The following is a 16,407-nucleotide window of genomic DNA, read 5'->3' as shown; positions in this document are numbered from 1 at the left end:
CAGGCCTGGGCGAATGCGTCTGCAAGATCAGAAACCGAAGCTGCTCAGCCCCGGATGGTCATCCGGACGACGCCCCAGCGGCCAACGGAACTGGCGTTCTTCTTCCGTGATCGGCATCTCATTGATGCTGGCGTGACGGTTCTGCATCAAACCATCGGCGGCGAACTCCCAGTTCTCGTTGCCATAAGCGCGGTACCACTGGCCGCTGTCATCGCGGTACTCATAGGCATAGCGCACGGCGATGCGGTTTTCGGTGAAGGCCCAGAGCTCCTTGATCAGGCGGTATTCGTGCTCACGATTCCACTTGCGGGTCAGGAAGGCCTGTGCCTCGTCGCGGTTGGTGGCGAAGTCGACCCGGTTACGCCAGCGAGTGTCGAGGGTGTAGGCGAGGGCAACCTTGGCCGCATCGCGGCTGTTCCAGCCATCCTCGGCCAAGCGGACTTTCTCGATAGCGGTTTCGCGGGTGAACGGGGGCAATGGTGGGCGGGACATCGCGGGACTCCTCATGTGCAGGCCCGGAAGAAGTGGCCTGATGGATGAAGCGTAGGCTCAAGCGTGTTCGCTGGGAATCAGTGCAGGCGGCAGTTCATAATTGCGGCAAGTGGAATAATGCATGGACCAGCCTCAGGGTTCGACTTCGTCCACATAGGCCTCAAAGAACCAGTCCGGGATCTCCTCGGTGCGATACTCCAGCTGCGTGCCATCGGTGATCTCTGCGAGCCATAGCGCGCTCTGCTGCGAGTTGTCGAATACATAGGCCCGGTTGCTGGCGGCGATGGCCTCCGGTAACAGGTCGAGCGAACGTCCATAGCGACTGCGCACCAGGTCCGGCCTGACCGGATGCCCGCCCTGGCGGACACGGATGGCCACCCGGTCAATGTTGATTTCCGGGTTCTCCGTCGAGACGAAGTAGAGGTAGGTGCGGTAGCCACTGGCTTGTGCCTGGCGCATGAACTCGATCTTGCTGCCATGGGACATGACGGTCTCGAAGGTGAAGCTGGCCCTGGCTTCGAGCAGGCGCTGGCGGATGAAGTCGGCGATGACCGAGGCGAAGTAGGCATCCATGCGTACCGCACGGTAGTCGATCCGCTGCGCCTCGAGCCCCAGTCGCCCGACCTGCCCGGCAAGTCGCTTGCTGATGATCAAGGGGTGCTCGAGGTGGAACGCCAGCAAGTCAGGCAGCGTGGCCTGGATGCCGAAGAGGGAGAGGTCGATGAAGCCGCTGGCCTTGGCCTGGGTTTCCAGCTCGTCGGCATTGACGAACAGGCGGGTCAGTGCGGCGGGCAGGCTGGCCTTGATGGTGCTCTTGCCGGAGCCGTTCGGACCGGCAAAGACCCGCAGCCTAGGCACGCTCACCGGCGCTGCTGTCATCGACCTTGCGAACGGTGACAACCTCGCCGAGCTTGACCCTGCGCCGTGGGCCGGCCTTGGCCAGGACGGTCCGGGCGCCATCCGCGCTGACCCTGACCAGTTCGCCGTCGTCAGTGGTCAGCACCCCCTGCTGGCTCATCTGCAGGGCGCGCTGATAGGCGCTGAGTGTCGCCTCACGGGCATGCTCGGGCACGGTCTGCTCAAGAGCGTCGAGCTCAGGTTCGGAGACTTTCCTGGCTTTTGCGGTCATCGTGATGTACCTCCGGTCAGCCACGAAGGGGCTGTGTGCATGAGGAGCATCATAGCGCTGGCCGCGCAGGAAAACATCAGCAGGTGGCATGGCGAAGGTCCTGAAGAGGGGCCATTCGATACTGGCAGAAGACGCGGTTCAGCGTTTCCCCATTACCTGTAGTCCCCCTCCGAAGAGCCCTGTACCGCGCTTACAGCGCTTCGCTGATGGTGCTGTTCGCCACCTTGTTGCGTCCACCCAGCCATACCAGCAGCAGCGCGGCCGCCGACAGCAAACCGCCGGCCATCGGCACCGCGGCGTAGCCCAGGTCCAGGCTGATCACCGCGCCGCCCAGTGCGGCACCGACCGCATTGCCAAGGTTGAATGCACCCACGTTGATCGACGAGGCCAGGCCTGGGGCCTCGGCCGCCGCGATCATCACCCGCATCTGCAGCGGCGGCACCACGGCGAAGGTGAATACTCCCCAGACCAGCAGGGCCAGCGCAGCACCGACATGGCTACCCAGCACCAACGGCATCAGCAGCATGATCACCGCCAGGGTACCGAGGAAGATCCGTGCCGCGCCGTCCAGCGACCAGTCGGCCAGACGACCTCCAAGGCTGTTGCCGAGGGTGAAACCGACACCGATCAGTACCAGGCCCAGTGTGACGAACGCATTGGAGGCACCGGTCAATTCCGCAAGCACCGGGGCCACATAGGTGTACAGCGTGAACATGGCGCCTGCGCCGAGCACCGTGGTGGCCATCGCCAGCAGCACGCTTGGGCGGGCGATCACCGCCAGTTCCTTGCGCACATGCGGCACGCTGCCACGCTCGCCTTTGGGCAGGGCGTACCACAAGGCACTGATGGCGATCAGACCGAGCACGGCGGTGCCGGCGAAGGCCATGCGCCAGCCGATCTGCTGGCCGATCCAGGTGGCGGCCGGCACGCCGCCGATATTGGCGATGGTCAAGCCCATGAACATGGTGGCAATGGCACTGGCCTGCTTGTCCTTGGGCACCACGCTGGCCGCGACTACCGCGCCCAGGCCGAAGAATGCGCCGTGGTTGAGGCTGGTGATCAGGCGCGAGGCCAGCAGGGTGTAGTAGTCCGGCGACAGCGCCGACAGCAGGTTGCCGACGGTGAAGATGCTCATCAGCATCATCAGTGCAGCACGCTTGCCGAAGCGGCTGAACAGCAGGGTCATGATCGGTGCGCCGACCATCACGCCGATGGCGTAGGCGGTGACCAGCATGCCGGCAGTGGGGATGCTGGCGTTGACACCTTCGGCAATGACCGGCAGCAGGCCCATGGGGGCGAATTCGGTGGTGCCGATGCCGAAGGCGCCGATGGCCAGGGCAAACAGGACCCGTTTAGGGGAAAGCGCGCTCATCGGAAACTCCGGGTTATGGCGACTTCAGGAATGTCGGGTGTGGCGTCGACCGCAGTCGACGCCCAAGTGCGACGAGGCATCAGTCCCAGGCCGGCGCCAGGCCGTCCGGGCTGACTTCGCGGCCATTACGCTCCAGGTCTGCGATCTGCGCCATGTCCTCTTCGTCCAGGTGCAGGTCACGGGCAAGCAGGTTGCTGGCCAGGTTCTCGCGCTTGGTGGAGGAGGGGATGACGGCATAGCCCAGTTGCAGCGCCCACGCCAGGGCGACCTGGGCCACCGTGGCCTTGTGCTTGGCAGCGATCTTGGCCAGTACCGGGTCCTTGAGCACCTTGCCGTAGGCCAGGGTCATGTACGACGTGACGGCGATGCCCTGTTCCTTGAGGAAAGCAGTGAGCTTGCGGTTCTGCAGGTAGGGGCTGAGCTCGATCTGGTTGGTGGCGATCTCGCCCTTGCCAACCACATCGATGGCCTGGCGGGTCAGCTCGATGTTGAAGTTGGAGATGCCGATCTGGCGGGTCAGGCCGAGCTTCTTGGCTTCGGCCAGGGCGCCCATGAATTCGCGCAGCTCGACACCGTTGCCTGGGGCGGGCCAGTGGATCAGGGTCAGGTCGACATGATCGGTGCGCAGCTTGGCCAGGCTCTCGCGCAGGCTGGGGATCAGCTTGTCGGCAGCATAGCTGTCGGTCCAGATCTTGGTGGTGATGAACAGCTCCTCACGAGGCACACCGCTTTCGGCGATGGCCTGGCCGACGTCGGCCTCGTTCTTGTAGATCTGCGCAGTGTCGATGACCCGGTAGCCCAGCTCCAGCGCGGACTTGACCGAGTCGATGACGGCTTGGCCGGTGAGGCGGAAGGTGCCGAGGCCGAAGGATGGAATGCTCATGGATCTGCTCCTGCTATGGGGGAATTCGGGATCGATCGGGAGGCGCTGGCGCCTGGACACATCGACCATTCGAGTGGGGAGCAGTTTGAAGGTTGCAGCGGGGTTGATTAAGAGGGGCGGGGGGCAAGGTCTTTTGACTTGGAGTCATGAATGGCGGGTGATTGATTCGTGTGGTGGGCGTTTCGATCGCGCCAGAATGGATCGGGCCTGACTGGCAGGCCCGAGGGTGCAGAGGTTACAGCGTCCACCTCATGGTGACGGTGAAGTTGCGTGGATCGCCGAAGATGTTGGCCCCGGCCGGGTTGCTGATGTTCTGGTAGTAACGCTTGTCGAACACGTTGTTCAGGTTGCCTTGCACGGTGAAGTGCTTGTTGATCCGGTAGGCGGTCATCAGGTCGGTCACGCTGTAGCCGCCCTGTTGCACACCGAAGCTGGTATAGGCCCGGCTCTGGGTACGGAAGCCGCCACCGATGCTCCACTGGTTCAGGTCACCCGGCAATTGGTACACGGTGTTGACCTTGAACAGGTTGTAAGGGGTGTCGCTGTCGAAGCGGTCGCCCTTCTGTTGAGTACCGGTTTCCTTGGCGTACTTGGCGGCGGCATAGGTGTAGCCGACCGACGCCTGCCAGCCCTCGGCGAGCATGCCTTGCACTTCCAGCTCGACGCCCTTGGTTTCGACTTCGCCCGCCGCCTCGTAGCAGCCGTCGGAGAGGTCCGGGCAGGACGACTGTGGCAGGGCCTTGGCGAGGTTTTCCTGGTTCAACTGGAAGTAGGCCAGGCTCACGTTCAGGGCGCCGCCGAAGTATTCGCCCTTGATCCCGGTCTCGTAGTTGGTGCCGGTGACCGGATCGAGGATGGAACCGGTGGCCGAGCGGGATTCCTGTGGCTTGAAGATACGCGTCCAGCTGGCGTACACCGAGTAGGTGTCGTTCAGGTCGTAGACCACGCCGGCATAGGGCGTGAACTCGCGGGTGGCCTTGGAGCTGCCGCCAAAGGCGAAGTCGCCGGACTGGGTCTGCTGTTCGTATTCATACCAGTCCAGACGCGAGCCGAGGGTCAGCTTGAGGTCGTCCTGGATGTTGAAGCGAACGGTGGCGTAGGTGCTGGACTGCTCGACCTTGCCCTTGCGCGACCAGTTGAAGTCGATCTCGGGCTTGGGCACCGAGCCGAAATCGAACGACAGCGGATCGACCGGGTAATCGAAGGTGCCCAGTGGGCCGCCGCCAGGGCCGTCGTCGGTGCGGTCGTGGCGGTAGCTGCCACCGAGCACCAGTTCGTGGGTGCGACCGAACAGGCTGAACGGGCCACTGACATAGCCATCGACGCTCTTCTGGGTGTGCTCGTAGGTGTAGCGGCCTACGTTGAGCTGCAGGGTGTCGGCCGCCTGGTCGAGGCGATAGAAACTGGTGCCGAGCATGTCCATCTCACCGCGCAGCCAGGTGGTGTTCAGGCGCAGCTTCCAGTCATTGTCGAAGTGGTGCTCGATCTCGGCGAAGACGCTCTTGTTCTTCTTGTCCCAGTAGGTCCAGGACGGGCTCATGCGGTGTGAGCGGGAGATCGGCAGGAAGTTGCCGTTGGCGTAGGTCGGCAGCCCGGACCAATCGGCGCCAGGGTTGTCCTCGCGGTTGTAGTAGCCGCCCAGGGTGAGGGTGGTGTCCTCGGTCAGGTCGAATTCGGTGATGCCGTACATCAACTGGCGTTTGTTGCTGTAGTCGTCGACGAAGCTGTCCTTGTCCTGCAGCGCGACGACGGCGCGACCCCGTACGCTGCCGCTGTCGTTGAGCTTGCTGCTGGCGTCGAGTTCGGTACGAAAGTTGTTCCACGAGCCTGCGCTGGTGGTGATCGACATCTGCGGCTCGATGGTTGGTCGCTTGCGGATCAGGTTCAACGTCCCCGAGGGGTTGCCGGCACCGACCATCAGGCCGGAGGCGCCGCGCACCACTTCCACGCGATCGAACATCGACAGCATCGAGGTGCCGAGGGTGTCGGTATCGTAGGCCACTGGCAGGCCGTCGATCATGATGTTGTCGACCGAGGTGCCGCGCGAATAGAAGGTCGGACGTTCACCGCCGGTCTTGCGCAGGGTGAGGCCAGGGGTGTACAGCGAGACGTCTTCGAGGGTTTGCATGTTCTGGTCGTTCATGCGTTGGCGGGTCAGCACCGTGACCGACTGCGGCGTGTGGCGCAGCGACGTCGGCAACTTGGTCGCCGTGCTCATCGAGCCTGTGGTGTACGAGCCTGTGCCTTCGGTGGTCTCGCCCAGCACGCCAGCGTTGACGTTGGTCGCCCCCAGTTCCACCGCGCCGCCTTCCCTACGGCCGCTGATGGTCACTGTGGTGCCGTTGATGCTGTAGCCAAGGCCCGTGCCGCCGAGCAATTGGCGCAACGCGGCATCGGGCTCCAGCGAACCCTTGACTGCGGTGCTGCGCAGGCCGCTGATCTGGTCGGGAGAGTACAGCAGTTGCCACTGGCTCTGCTGCCCGAACGCAATCAACGCGCTACCAAGCGCCTGCTGGGGAATGTTGAAGGCCACTTGCTGGGCCTGGGCAACCATCGGCGCTGCCAGCATCATGCCGACAGCGGTGGCGGGCAAGCCGGACGCCATGAGGCGCCGGACAAGCATGGCCTTTGACAACGGGCGAAGGTTAGGGAAGACGTGCATTGGCAGACTCTATGATTATGTTGTAGATAATGATTTGCATTACATCTAGTGAGACGCACACACACAGCAGAACCGGAAAAATCCGGTTCTGTTTTTTTCAGGCGGGTGTCAGCTCCTCGACGACCTTGCCGGCTTCCAGCCTCACGAGCTGATCGGCCATGTCGAAGTAGCGGTCATCGTGGGAGATCACGATGATGGTCTTGCCCAGGCGCTTGAGGTCCGGGAGCAGCTCGGTATAGAAGATGCGGCGGAAGGTCGGATCCTGGTCGGCGGCCCATTCGTCGAAGACCAGCACCGGGCGTTGTTCGATCCAGGCATTGACCAGCGCCAGGCGCTTGCGTTGCCCGGTGGACAGGTCGGTGGTGCTGAACTGGCCGTCACTGACCTTGACCTTGTGGGCGATTTCCAGGCGCTCCAGGTACTGGTTGGCATCCTCGGGAATCGCCTGGTCGCCCTGAACCAGGTCGTCGAACAGGTAGTAGTCGGCGAAGACCGTAGTGAACAGCTGGCGGTAATCGTCCCGCGATTCGGCATCCACGGCCTTGCCATTGACCTTGATCTGGCCCTGCTGAGGGGCATAGAGCCCCAGCAGCAGCTTGATCAGAGTGGTCTTGCCGCAGCCGTTCTCGCCGACGATGAACACGATGTCGCCTTGGGCAATCTTCAGGTTGACCGGCCCGAGGGTGAAGGGGCGGGCACCGCCGACCGCCGGGAAGGCAAAGCCGACATCGCTCAGTTCCAGGCTGTGCACCTGTGGTGCGGCTTGACCGGAGTCGGCCAGCAACAGGTGAGGCTCCGGGGTGGCGAAACGCTCCGACAGCTCGGCAATACGCTGGAAGGCAATGCGCGCCCGGCCAATGATCGGCAGGGTGCTGATCAGGTGCTCCAGCGGCCCTTTCATGTACAGCAGCACCAGCACGAAGCCGCTCATGACGCTGGCATCGGCACTGGGCCAGAGCGATTGCAGTACCAGGGCCAGGCCGATGACCACGAAGAACAGCATCGAGCCCAGGCTCTTGGCGACCACGAAGGTGTTGATCGAGCGTGTCTGCAGATCGCGGATCCGTTCGGCCGTGTCGCTGATGCCATGCTGGAACATGCGCTGGCGGCGCGGGCGGTGGATACGCAGCTCCTTGGCACCGGCGGCAATTGCACTGTAGTGCTTCTGCAACTGGTCTTCGGCATCGCGCGCCGCCATGAACCCACGAATACCGCGGGACTGCGCCACCGACTGGATGGCGATGCCAATGGCCAGCGCAGCCAGCATCATCAGGAACATCGGCCAGGACAGCATCGCGAGGTAGCCCAGGCAGCCCAGGGTGACGGTCAGCGAAATCGCCAGTGGCGCGAAGGCGAAAGCGAAGTCGCTGATGGTGTCCACATCATGGGTCAGGACCGGGATCAGGCGGTGACTGCGAAAACGCTCGATCTGTTCGATCGGTGCCGCCAGCACCTTCTCGCCCAGCTCCTTGCGCAGCTTGGCGATGATGTGCTGGCCGACCTGGTTGGTGCCGATGTCGGAGAGGATGCTGCTGACCAACGCCAGGGCGCACAGCCCGACGAAGCCCAGCACCAGCCCCTGGCTCAGCCCGCCTTCGGTGTGCAGCCCGGTGTTGATGGTGGCCAACAGGGCGGTGACGCTCAGGCCACCGACCATGCCCAGGGCAATCGACAGGGCGACCACCGGCCAGAAGGGCCGCAGCAGCGTCAGCAGCTCACGCACGGCCCCACGGGGTTGTTTGCTCATCGGAAGGTTCCTGTCTTCAGGCGCTGGTCATGCGCAGCGCGGCCGGGGCGTTGCTGGCGTGCTTGCCCAGGTGCTGGTAAAGCGACTGACCGATTTCTGCGGCACGTGCCGGCAGCACCGACAGCAGGGTGTCGCTGAGCCCGTGCGAGGCTTCGCAGAAACCTTGCAGGTAGACGCTGGCGCCGAACTCGGGGCTGGCCAGGGCGCGGTAGTTGCGGTCGACCTCGAAGTCTTTCAGGTGCTGCTGCAGCGGAGCCAGCAGGTCGCGGTGGGAGCGACGCTCGTAGCCGGTGGCGAGGATCACCGCGTCGTAGCGGTGGGTCTGGCGAACGTCGGTGGCCAGGTCGCGCAGGGTCAGCTCGATACCTTCGGCGGTGTCGACCACCGTTTCGATGGTGCGCCGGCACAGCACGGCATGGCGATACTGGTGGGCGACCTTCTGGCGGTACAGGATGCCGTAGATGCGTTCGAGCAGGTCGACGTCGACCACCGAGTAGTTGGTGTTGTGGTACTCGCCGATCAGTTTCTCGCGTTCGGCGTGCGGCTGGTTGAACACCAGGTCGGTGTACTCGGGGGCGAAGATTTCATTGACGAACGGGCTGTCGTCGGCAGGCTTGAGTGCCGAGGCGCGCAGGATCATGTCGACCTTGACCGACGGGTAGCTGTCATTGAGGTCGATGAATGCCTCGGCAGCGCTCTGGCCCGACCCGATCACGGCGATGCGCATGGGCTTGCCGCTGTTGCACGGCAGCTGCTGCAGGGCGCTCAGGTATTGGGAGTGGTGGAACACGCGCGGGTCGTTCTTGAACGGGCGGAAAGCATCGGGAACCTTGGGCGTGCCGCCGCTGCCGACCACCACCGAGCGGGCCCGGCGCTGGTGCTCCTGGCCGTGCTGGTCGCGCGAGACCAGGCGCAGGTGATCGACCCGGCCATCACGCAGTTCCGGTTCGATGCGCAGCACTTCCTCGCCATACACCGCCTGGGTGGCGAAATGTTCGGCGGCCCAGCGCAGGTAGTCGTTGTACTCCAGGCGGCAAGGGTAGAAGGTGCCCAGGTTGATGAAGTCGGCCAGGCGCTGCTTCTGGTGCAGGTAATTGACGAAGCTGTAGGGGCTGGTGGGGTTGCGCAGCGAGACCAGGTCCTTGAGGAAGGAGATCTGCAGCTCGCTCTGGGTAGCCAGGGTATTGCCGTGCCAGCGGTAGTCGCTCTGCTTGTCGATGAACAGCGCGTCGAGGGCGTGGCCGTTGGTTTCGGCGAGCTCTTCCAGGGCAATGGCCAGTGCCAGGTTGGAAGGGCCGAAGCCGACGCCGATGAGGTCGTGGATTTTGTCGGGCGAAGAGGTCTGGCTCATGGTTGCGGTTCCTTGGATGGTCGAGTGGGGGCGCCGCGTGGGGCGCCCCGAGTCCTGCGCAAGTACACCGATAGGAACGAGCCGAGGGTGGGAGAATTTACCGCCGCGTAGCGCCTCAGAGCTCGCGGACTACCCGAAAACCGAGCCAGTCGCCACGGTCGTCGCGAACCGTGGTGTTGCGGTTGCCCGAACGCGAGAAGATCGGCGCTTCACCCCAGTCGTTGCCACGGATGGAGATTTGCGTGCAGCCCGCCTCGGTGCGCGCGCTGCCGTCGGCGGGGGCGCCGACATAGCTGTCGTGGTAGCAGTCGGCGACCCATTCGTAGACATTGCCGTGCATGTCGTAGACGCCGAAGGCGTTGGCCGGGAAGCTGCCGACCGGCGAGCTGAAGCTGTAGCCATCCTTGGGGCCGTAGACGTTGGCGTTCTTGCTGATCTCGAGGTTGGCGTCCGGCTCGAACGGGAACATGCCAGTGCTGCCGCCGCGTGCGGCGTATTCGCGCTGGGCTTCGCTGACCATGGCGTAGTGCCTGCCGGTCTTCTTCGACAGCCAGGCCACATAGCGCTCGATGTCGTCGTAGCTCATGCACACCGCCGGCTGGCGAGGGCCTTGCGGGTAGCTGGGCTTGCTATTGGTGCAGCGCCGTCCGGGGCGGTCGTCGCCGTCGGCGATGACGACGCCGGTGGCCTTCTGGTAGTCGGCCCATTCACCGGCGGTGATCTGGAAGCGGCTGATGGCGAACGGCTTGGCGAAGGTCACAGGGTGCTGCGGACCTTCGTCGTCCTGGCGGCCCATCTCGTCGGGCGGGGTGCCCATGGTGAAGGTGCCGGCGGGCAGCACGACCATTTCCGGGCAGGTCCTGGCGCAGTCGCGAAACACTGTGCCGGGCTTGTCCGACGGCTGCGCGGCCAGGGCCGGCAGGCTGCAGGCGGCCAGCACGGCGGCCAGGGTGAGGCGGTGCAGAGGTGTGCTCATGGGAGATGCCTTGTTCAAAGTTGCTGGGTAATCAGGTGCATGACCCGGTCGATCTGCTGTTCGTCGTTGAGCAAACCTGGCGCCAGGCGGATGACGGGGCCAACGTCGCGCTCCACGGCATCGCACATGACCTTGCCCGCGATCAGCTTGGCGGCGAAGGCATCCGGGTCCTTGCCGGGCACGCGGAAGAAGGTGAAGCCTGCCGAGAACTGCGCGCTGCGCGGCGTCACCAGTTCGATGCGGCGGTCTTCGAGCAGGCGCTCCTTGAGCAGGGCATTGAGCTGGTGGATGCGCGCCTGCACATCGGCCTTGCCCAGTTGCAGGTGCAGCTTGAACGCCTCGCCCAGTGACCAGCGGTGTTCGAAGGCGTGGTAGCCGCCGGGGGTCATGATGGTGGCGAAGTCTTCATCGCGGGAGAAGGTCGCCACGCTGGGCGTGAGGTGATCCATGCCGGTCGAGGCGGCGCAGATGATGCCGGTGCCGCGCGGGCCGAACATCCACTTATGGGTGCCGGCGATGAAGTAGTCGCAGTTGAAGTCGGCGAAGCGCTGGTTCTCCACGCCGAAGCCGTGCACGCCGTCGACCACATACAGGATGCGCTCGGCTTCACTGCGGTCGCGGTTGTGGCGGCGCACCAGTTCGCCGATCTCGCCGACCGGCAGCTTGACGCCGCTGCTCGAGTGCACCCAGGTCATGCCCAGCACGCGGGTCTCGGGGCGGATATTGCGCTCCACGGTGGTCAGCACCTGGTCAGTGGACACTTCCCATGGGTTGTCGAACAGGCGGATCTTGCGCACCTGCGTACCCTCGCGCTGGGTGCGGAAGGCCAGGGTCTTGTGGGTGGAGTAATGCTCGTGCTCGGTGGTCAGGATCTCCTGCTTCGCGCCGACCTGCAGGCCGCCATAGATCATGGCCAGGCCTTCGGTGGTGCTGCCGGTCAGGGCGATCTGCCGCGGACCGACCTCCAGATAGCGTGCGGCCCAGTCACGCACTTCGTCCTCGCGCTGCCATTCGTACTGGCTTTCCCAGTCCATCAGGGCGGCGGGGTTGCGGTCGAGGTCGGCGCGGTGGCGGTCGATCGCTTCCTGCACCGGCCGCGGGTGGGCGGTGACCAGGAAGTTGGCGAAGTGGGCGATGTCCGGGTCCAGCGGGAACAGCGTGCGCAGGTTGCGCCATTTGTCCGTGCCGGTGAGCGTTGCTGGCGACGAGGTTGCAGCCAGGGCGCCAGGCAGCAGCGGCAGGCTCGCGGCGACCAGGCCGGCCTGCTTGAGAAAGGTACGACGGTTGCTCATGCGGGCAGGCCTTGATCAGTGGTGGGTGGACGCGACAGGTTGACCGGCTTTTTGCACCTGGTCCCAGACCCGCAGGAAGTTGCCGGCCCAGAGCTTGGCGATATCGGTTTCGCTGTAGCCACGGCTGAGCAGCTCGGCGGTGACGTTGCGAATCTCGCTGACATCCTTCCAGCCATCGAGGCCGCCGCCGTCGTTGAAGTCCGAGCTGAGGCCGACGTGGTCGATACCCACCTTCTTCACCGTGTAGTCGATGGCGTCCGCGTACTGCTTGAGGGTCGCCTTGGGTTCTTCTTCAAGAATTCCGTACAGGCTGCTGGCGTACTCGCCGAAACGTGATTCAGGCCAGATGGCGATCACCGCATCGCCCGGCATCAGGGCATTGGCCAGGCCCTGCAGGGGTTGCAGGTCGAAGCGCGCACGCAGCGCCTCGAGTTTTTCCAGCACCGGCTTGCCCAGGGGCTTGAGGTATTGGCCGAAGCCCACCACCTGGATCACGCCGCCGCTGTCCTTGATCAGCTGCATTTCCTTGTCGGAGAGGTTGCGCGGAATGTCCACCAGCGCCCGCGGCGCCGAATGCGAGGCCACGATCGGCGCGCGGCTCAGGCGCACGACGTCTTCCAGTGCCAGGGTCGACATCTGCGAGACATCGATGATCACGCCCAGGTCGTTGAGGCGCTTGACCGCCTGTTCACCCAAGGGCGACAGGCCGCCCAGGGCGTCGGCGGTGTCGTTGAAGAACGGCAGCGGGCGCGAGGAGTCGGCCCAGTCGTTGTTGCCGGTGTAGCTGAAGCCGAACATGCGCATGCCGCGTGCTGCCCACAGGTCGAGCTGCGACAGGTCATGGCCCAGCGGGTAAGCGTTGAGCATGCTGATGAAGATGGCGAACTTGCCTTCGCCGTTCAGGCGCCGGAAGTCGTCGGGGTTATAGGCGATACCGACCTGGTTGGGGAAGTCGCGGACCATGCCGCTGATGATCTTGTAGCGCACTTCCTGCTGCTGGCGCGCCTCGTCGACGAAGCCTGGGGTAGGGCGGTGCGGGGCGTTCGGGCCGTTCCAGATTTCCGGCCAACCGAAGATTGTGAGGGCCGCACCGGAAAGACGACCGCGGTTGGCCTTGACCAGGTCGAACTGCCCCGGGCCGTCCTTGTCGATCTCGTTGCCGGTGCTGCCCAGGTCCAGCGGCACCGTGATGTGGCTGTCGAACGAGAGCATGTGCTCATGCAGGGCGTTGGCCTGTTCGACGATCTTGTGCGGATAGCCAGCATCCTGGCGTTGCCAGTAGAAATAGCCGGCGGCACTGCCCAGGGCGGCCACCAGGGCCAGAGGCAGGCCTATATACAGGGCTTTGCGGGAACGGGTCTTGGTCATTGCCATCTCGTTGCAGGGCTGATCGCAACCGCCTGGCGGGCGAAGGAGCCGCCGGGCAGGGTTCGGGTATCAGGTGGACGAATGGCATAGGGCGAGATTTACGTGCAGCAGCGGCTTTGCCCGCGAAAAGCGCGCCTGGGTGGGTGGCACAGGCCATGACGCGCTTAGATCGACAGGCGCACCATCCGGTTGTCCAACGGCTGCTCCGGTGCGCGGCGCTTGTTCACCACCAGCTCACCGATGGCGATCAGCCGCGTGCGCGTGACGTTGCGCGACAGCCCCAGCAACTGCGCGGTATGCACCTGGTTGTAATGGCAGAAGTGATAGGCCGAGCGCAGCAAGGCATTCTCCACCTTCTCGTACAGGTCTCCCGGCTGCTCCTCGTACAGCCGGCTGAACGCCTGCTGCAGCAGTTCATCGATGCCGCCGTCCTTGCTGGCAGAGGCCGGCGAAGGCAGATCGTCCTGACGTTCCAGGCGCAGGTTCGACAGGCGCAAGTCGCGGGCATGGATCAAGCCGTCGCCGCAGGTCAGCAGACTGTGATGAATCACGTTCTCCAGCTCGCGGATGTTGCCCGGCCAGCTGTAGGCCACAAGCTTGGCCTGGGCGTCGGCTGCCAGTTCCACCGGGCCGTAGCCCAGGCGCTCGCTGTAGCTGCGGATGAAGTGGCGCGCCAGCGGCAGGATATCGCCCGGCCGCTCGCGCAGCGGGTGCAGCGAGAGGGTGACGACGTTCAGGCGGTAGTACAGGTCTTCGCGAAAGTGCCCGGCGTTGATGGCCTTTTCAAGTTGCACGTTGGTGGCGGCCAGCACGCGCACATTGATCGGGATGCTCTTGCGTGACCCCAGGCGTACCACTTCGCGTTCCTGCAGCACACGCAGCAGCTTGACCTGGATGGGCAGCGGCAGGTCGCCGATTTCATCGAGGAACAACGTGCCGCCGTTCGCCTCCTCGAACCAGCCGGCCTTGGACGCAAGGGCGCCGGTGAAGGCGCCTTTCTCATGGCCGAACAGTTCGGCCTCGACCAGCGACTCGGAAAACGCGCCGCAGTTGACCGCAACGAACGGGCCGTCGCGGCGGGCACTGAGGTTGTGGATGTGGCGTGCGACCAACTCCTTGCCCGTGCCGGTCTCGCCAATGATCAGGACGCTGGCCTCGCTGGGAGCGACCTGTTGCAGGTGGGCGAGCAGCGCCTGCGACCTGGGGTCTTCGAAGACCTGTGCGGTCGCCCTGATCGAGGTAGCCAATGACGGTGAAGGGGGGAGGGTCAGCAATTGCATGGACGTGCCTTTAGGAATAGAAGGACGGGGCAGGGCGTTTGTCGTTCAGCGCCCACTCGCCCAGTTCATGGATGCGATAGTCCACCGGGTCGTGCAGGGTCTGGGTCCTGAGGTTGCGCCAGTGCCGGTCGAAGCGCAGTGAGGCATGGGTGGCGCGGGCGCCGGTGACTTCGAACAGACGGTTGCAGATGTCCAGCCCATGGCGCGTTGCGGCAACCTTGGCGGTGCCGATGGCCAGGGCCAGGTCGCCACGCGCCTCGGCGCTCAGGTCGTGCTCAAGGGCCCAGGCCGCATCGAGCTGGTCGCAGGCGCGGCGGATCAGCAGGCGCACGCTTTCCAGGCCGACCCAGAACTCACCATAGTGGCGCAGCACATAGGGGTCTTCGCGGCTCTCACTGGCGCTGGAACGGAACCAGGGGCGACTTTCCTTCAGCGTGTACTGGCGCGCTTCGTCGAAGGCGCCTTCGGCGATACCCAGGAACAGGTTGGCGAAGTGCAGTTGCGCGATCAGCGGACGCAAGGCGGCGAACGGCGTGCTCAGCGGGCCGGGATCGAGCAGCAGTTCGTTGTGCTCGACCCGCACCCGTTCGAAGGTGGCGCTGCCGCTGTCGGTCTGGCGTTGACCGATGTTGTCCCAGTCACCGTGCAGGCTGATGCCGGTACGACCACTGGGGATTGCGGCGATCAGCAATTTGCCGCCGGCGCGTTCGTCCACCGCCGAGGCGATGAGCATTTCCGAGTCGCTGGCGCCGGAGCAGAAGCTCTTCTTGCCGGAAAACTCGCACCACCCCTCGAAGTGCTTGACCTGGGTGCGCGTGTCCAGCGGGTTGAGGGCATTGCCCCAGAACCAATGCTTGCGCGCAGTCTGTTCGAACCAGGGTTGCCATTGGTCAGGGCGTGAGAACAGGCGCACGGTGGCCAGCATCAGGTGGTGGAAACCGAACACGTGAGCAATGGAGCTGTCGACCCGGGCGAACTCACGCACCACATCGAAGGTTTCACGCCAGGTCGCCCCTTGGCCACCGAAGGCCGTGGGGATGGCCAGTGACAGCAGGCCGCTGTCGCGCAGGGCATCACGCTCGGCCTTGGGGGTGCCGCCGCGTTCGTCGCGTTCGACAGCGGTGAGGGCGAATTGGGCGGCCAGGTCGTGGGCAATGGCCAGTGCCGGGCGCGTGGTGGGTGTCACGGGTGCATTCATGGTGGTCACTCAGGCACTCTTGCGCAGCTGATGGTGAGGGGCGAACAGCGGTACGGCACGTTCGGCGGCCAGACCGATGCGCGCAGCCAGAGCATCACTGGAAACGCGATAGTCCTGCAGCTCGGCCTGGCTGGCATAGACGCCGATGGGCAGGGTCAGTGCCTGCAGGAAACTGAACAACGGGCGCAACTGATGATCCAGCACCAGCGCATGGCGCTCGCTGCCGCCGGTGGCTGCCAGCAATACCGGGGTGTCCACCAGGGCGTCCTGGCCGATGAGGTCGAACAGGTGCTTGAAGTGCCCCGGGAAGCTGCCCCGGTAGACCGGAGTGGTCACCACCAGCAGGTCCGCCTGTTCGATGTGCTGCAGTTGCTGCTCGACGGTGTCGGGCAGTTCGCTACGCCACAGTGCAGCACCCAGTGGGCGGGCAATATCGCCCAGCTCGATGAGGTGCGGCCGGATGTGCAGATGCTGGCCAAGTTCGGCGAGGATGGCTTCGGTCAATGCCAGGGTGCGCGAAGGGCGGGAAGTACCACCGGAGAGGGCAACGACGTTCAAGGGGGTGCTCATGGCGAGTCTCCTGTTCGGGTGAGCGGGGGACTTTGCTTGAGCAATCGTCGTGCCGAAGTTTCGATTCCTTTTGAATCAACGGGTTGC

14 protein-coding genes are annotated in these 16,407 nt (G+C 64.4%); all 14 read right to left on the bottom strand.

Annotated elements, in window-relative coordinates:
• Positions 1–27: 27 nt before the first annotated feature.
• The 14 genes from ACTYOL_RS13625 to msuE all read right to left on the bottom strand — a co-directional run bounded on the left by ACTYOL_RS13625 (position 28) and on the right by msuE (position 16,320).
• A complete protein-coding gene (locus tag ACTYOL_RS13625) occupies positions 28–492 on the bottom strand; it encodes a nuclear transport factor 2 family protein (RefSeq protein ID WP_063544979.1) in 465 nt (154 codons plus the stop codon).
• Positions 493–624: 132 nt separating this feature from the next.
• A complete protein-coding gene (locus tag ACTYOL_RS13620) occupies positions 625–1,356 on the bottom strand; it encodes a zeta toxin family protein (protein ID WP_444756428.1) in 732 nt (243 codons plus the stop codon).
• The gene (locus ACTYOL_RS13615; protein WP_153773700.1) at positions 1,343–1,621 is read right to left on the bottom strand and encodes a hypothetical protein; all 279 of its coding nucleotides are present in this window, start codon (positions 1,619–1,621) and stop codon (positions 1,343–1,345) included. The genes ACTYOL_RS13620 and ACTYOL_RS13615 overlap by 14 nt, the downstream gene beginning before the upstream one ends.
• 190 nt (positions 1,622–1,811) lie before the next feature.
• The gene (locus ACTYOL_RS13610) at positions 1,812–2,993 is read right to left on the bottom strand and encodes an MFS transporter (RefSeq protein ID WP_151924633.1); all 1,182 of its coding nucleotides are present in this window, start codon (positions 2,991–2,993) and stop codon (positions 1,812–1,814) included.
• A gap of 79 nt (positions 2,994–3,072) precedes the next feature.
• Positions 3,073–3,876: a 2,5-didehydrogluconate reductase DkgB gene (gene dkgB / locus ACTYOL_RS13605; RefSeq protein ID WP_153773699.1), complete on the bottom strand. Its 804-nt coding sequence runs from the start codon at positions 3,874–3,876 to the stop codon at positions 3,073–3,075.
• 235 nt (positions 3,877–4,111) lie between these two features.
• Entirely contained in the window at positions 4,112–6,469 is a 2,358-nt protein-coding gene (locus ACTYOL_RS13600) for a TonB-dependent siderophore receptor (protein WP_234465012.1), read from the bottom strand.
• A 166-nt stretch (positions 6,470–6,635) separates the two neighbouring features.
• Entirely contained in the window at positions 6,636–8,285 is a 1,650-nt protein-coding gene (locus ACTYOL_RS13595) for a cyclic peptide export ABC transporter (RefSeq protein ID WP_444758123.1), read from the bottom strand.
• Positions 8,286–8,301: 16 nt separating this feature from the next.
• Positions 8,302–9,636 carry a lysine N(6)-hydroxylase/L-ornithine N(5)-oxygenase family protein gene (locus tag ACTYOL_RS13590; RefSeq protein WP_444758122.1) on the bottom strand — a complete coding sequence of 445 codons (1,335 nt, stop codon included), beginning with the start codon at positions 9,634–9,636 and terminating at the stop codon, positions 8,302–8,304.
• Between the two features lie 115 nt (positions 9,637–9,751).
• Positions 9,752–10,612 carry a formylglycine-generating enzyme family protein gene (locus ACTYOL_RS13585; protein ID WP_444758121.1) on the bottom strand — a complete coding sequence of 287 codons (861 nt, stop codon included), beginning with the start codon at positions 10,610–10,612 and terminating at the stop codon, positions 9,752–9,754.
• 14 nt (positions 10,613–10,626) lie between these two features.
• Entirely contained in the window at positions 10,627–11,904 is a 1,278-nt protein-coding gene (pvdN, locus tag ACTYOL_RS13580; protein WP_444758120.1) for a pyoverdine-tailoring periplasmic protein PvdN, read from the bottom strand.
• A gap of 15 nt (positions 11,905–11,919) precedes the next feature.
• Positions 11,920–13,272 carry a pyoverdine-tailoring dipeptidase-like protein PvdM gene (gene pvdM / locus ACTYOL_RS13575; RefSeq protein ID WP_444758119.1) on the bottom strand — a complete coding sequence of 451 codons (1,353 nt, stop codon included), beginning with the start codon at positions 13,270–13,272 and terminating at the stop codon, positions 11,920–11,922.
• Between the two features lie 164 nt (positions 13,273–13,436).
• Positions 13,437–14,552 carry a sigma-54 interaction domain-containing protein gene (locus tag ACTYOL_RS13570; RefSeq protein ID WP_054890660.1) on the bottom strand — a complete coding sequence of 372 codons (1,116 nt, stop codon included), beginning with the start codon at positions 14,550–14,552 and terminating at the stop codon, positions 13,437–13,439.
• 10 nt (positions 14,553–14,562) lie between these two features.
• Positions 14,563–15,750: an acyl-CoA dehydrogenase family protein gene (locus tag ACTYOL_RS13565; protein WP_444758118.1), complete on the bottom strand. Its 1,188-nt coding sequence runs from the start codon at positions 15,748–15,750 to the stop codon at positions 14,563–14,565.
• Positions 15,751–15,759: 9 nt separating this feature from the next.
• On the bottom strand, positions 15,760–16,320 hold the full coding sequence (gene msuE, locus ACTYOL_RS13560; RefSeq protein ID WP_054890659.1) for an FMN reductase: 561 nt from the start codon (positions 16,318–16,320) through the stop codon (positions 15,760–15,762).
• Positions 16,321–16,407: the final 87 nt, after the last annotated feature.

The sequence above is a fragment of the Pseudomonas sp. A014 genome, assembly GCF_052378495.1.
In the GTDB taxonomy this organism is placed as follows: Bacteria; Pseudomonadota; Gammaproteobacteria; order Pseudomonadales; family Pseudomonadaceae; genus Aquipseudomonas; species Aquipseudomonas machongensis.
Note: the sequence above shows the minus strand (reverse complement) of the source record. Positions and strands in the feature narration are given on the sequence as shown.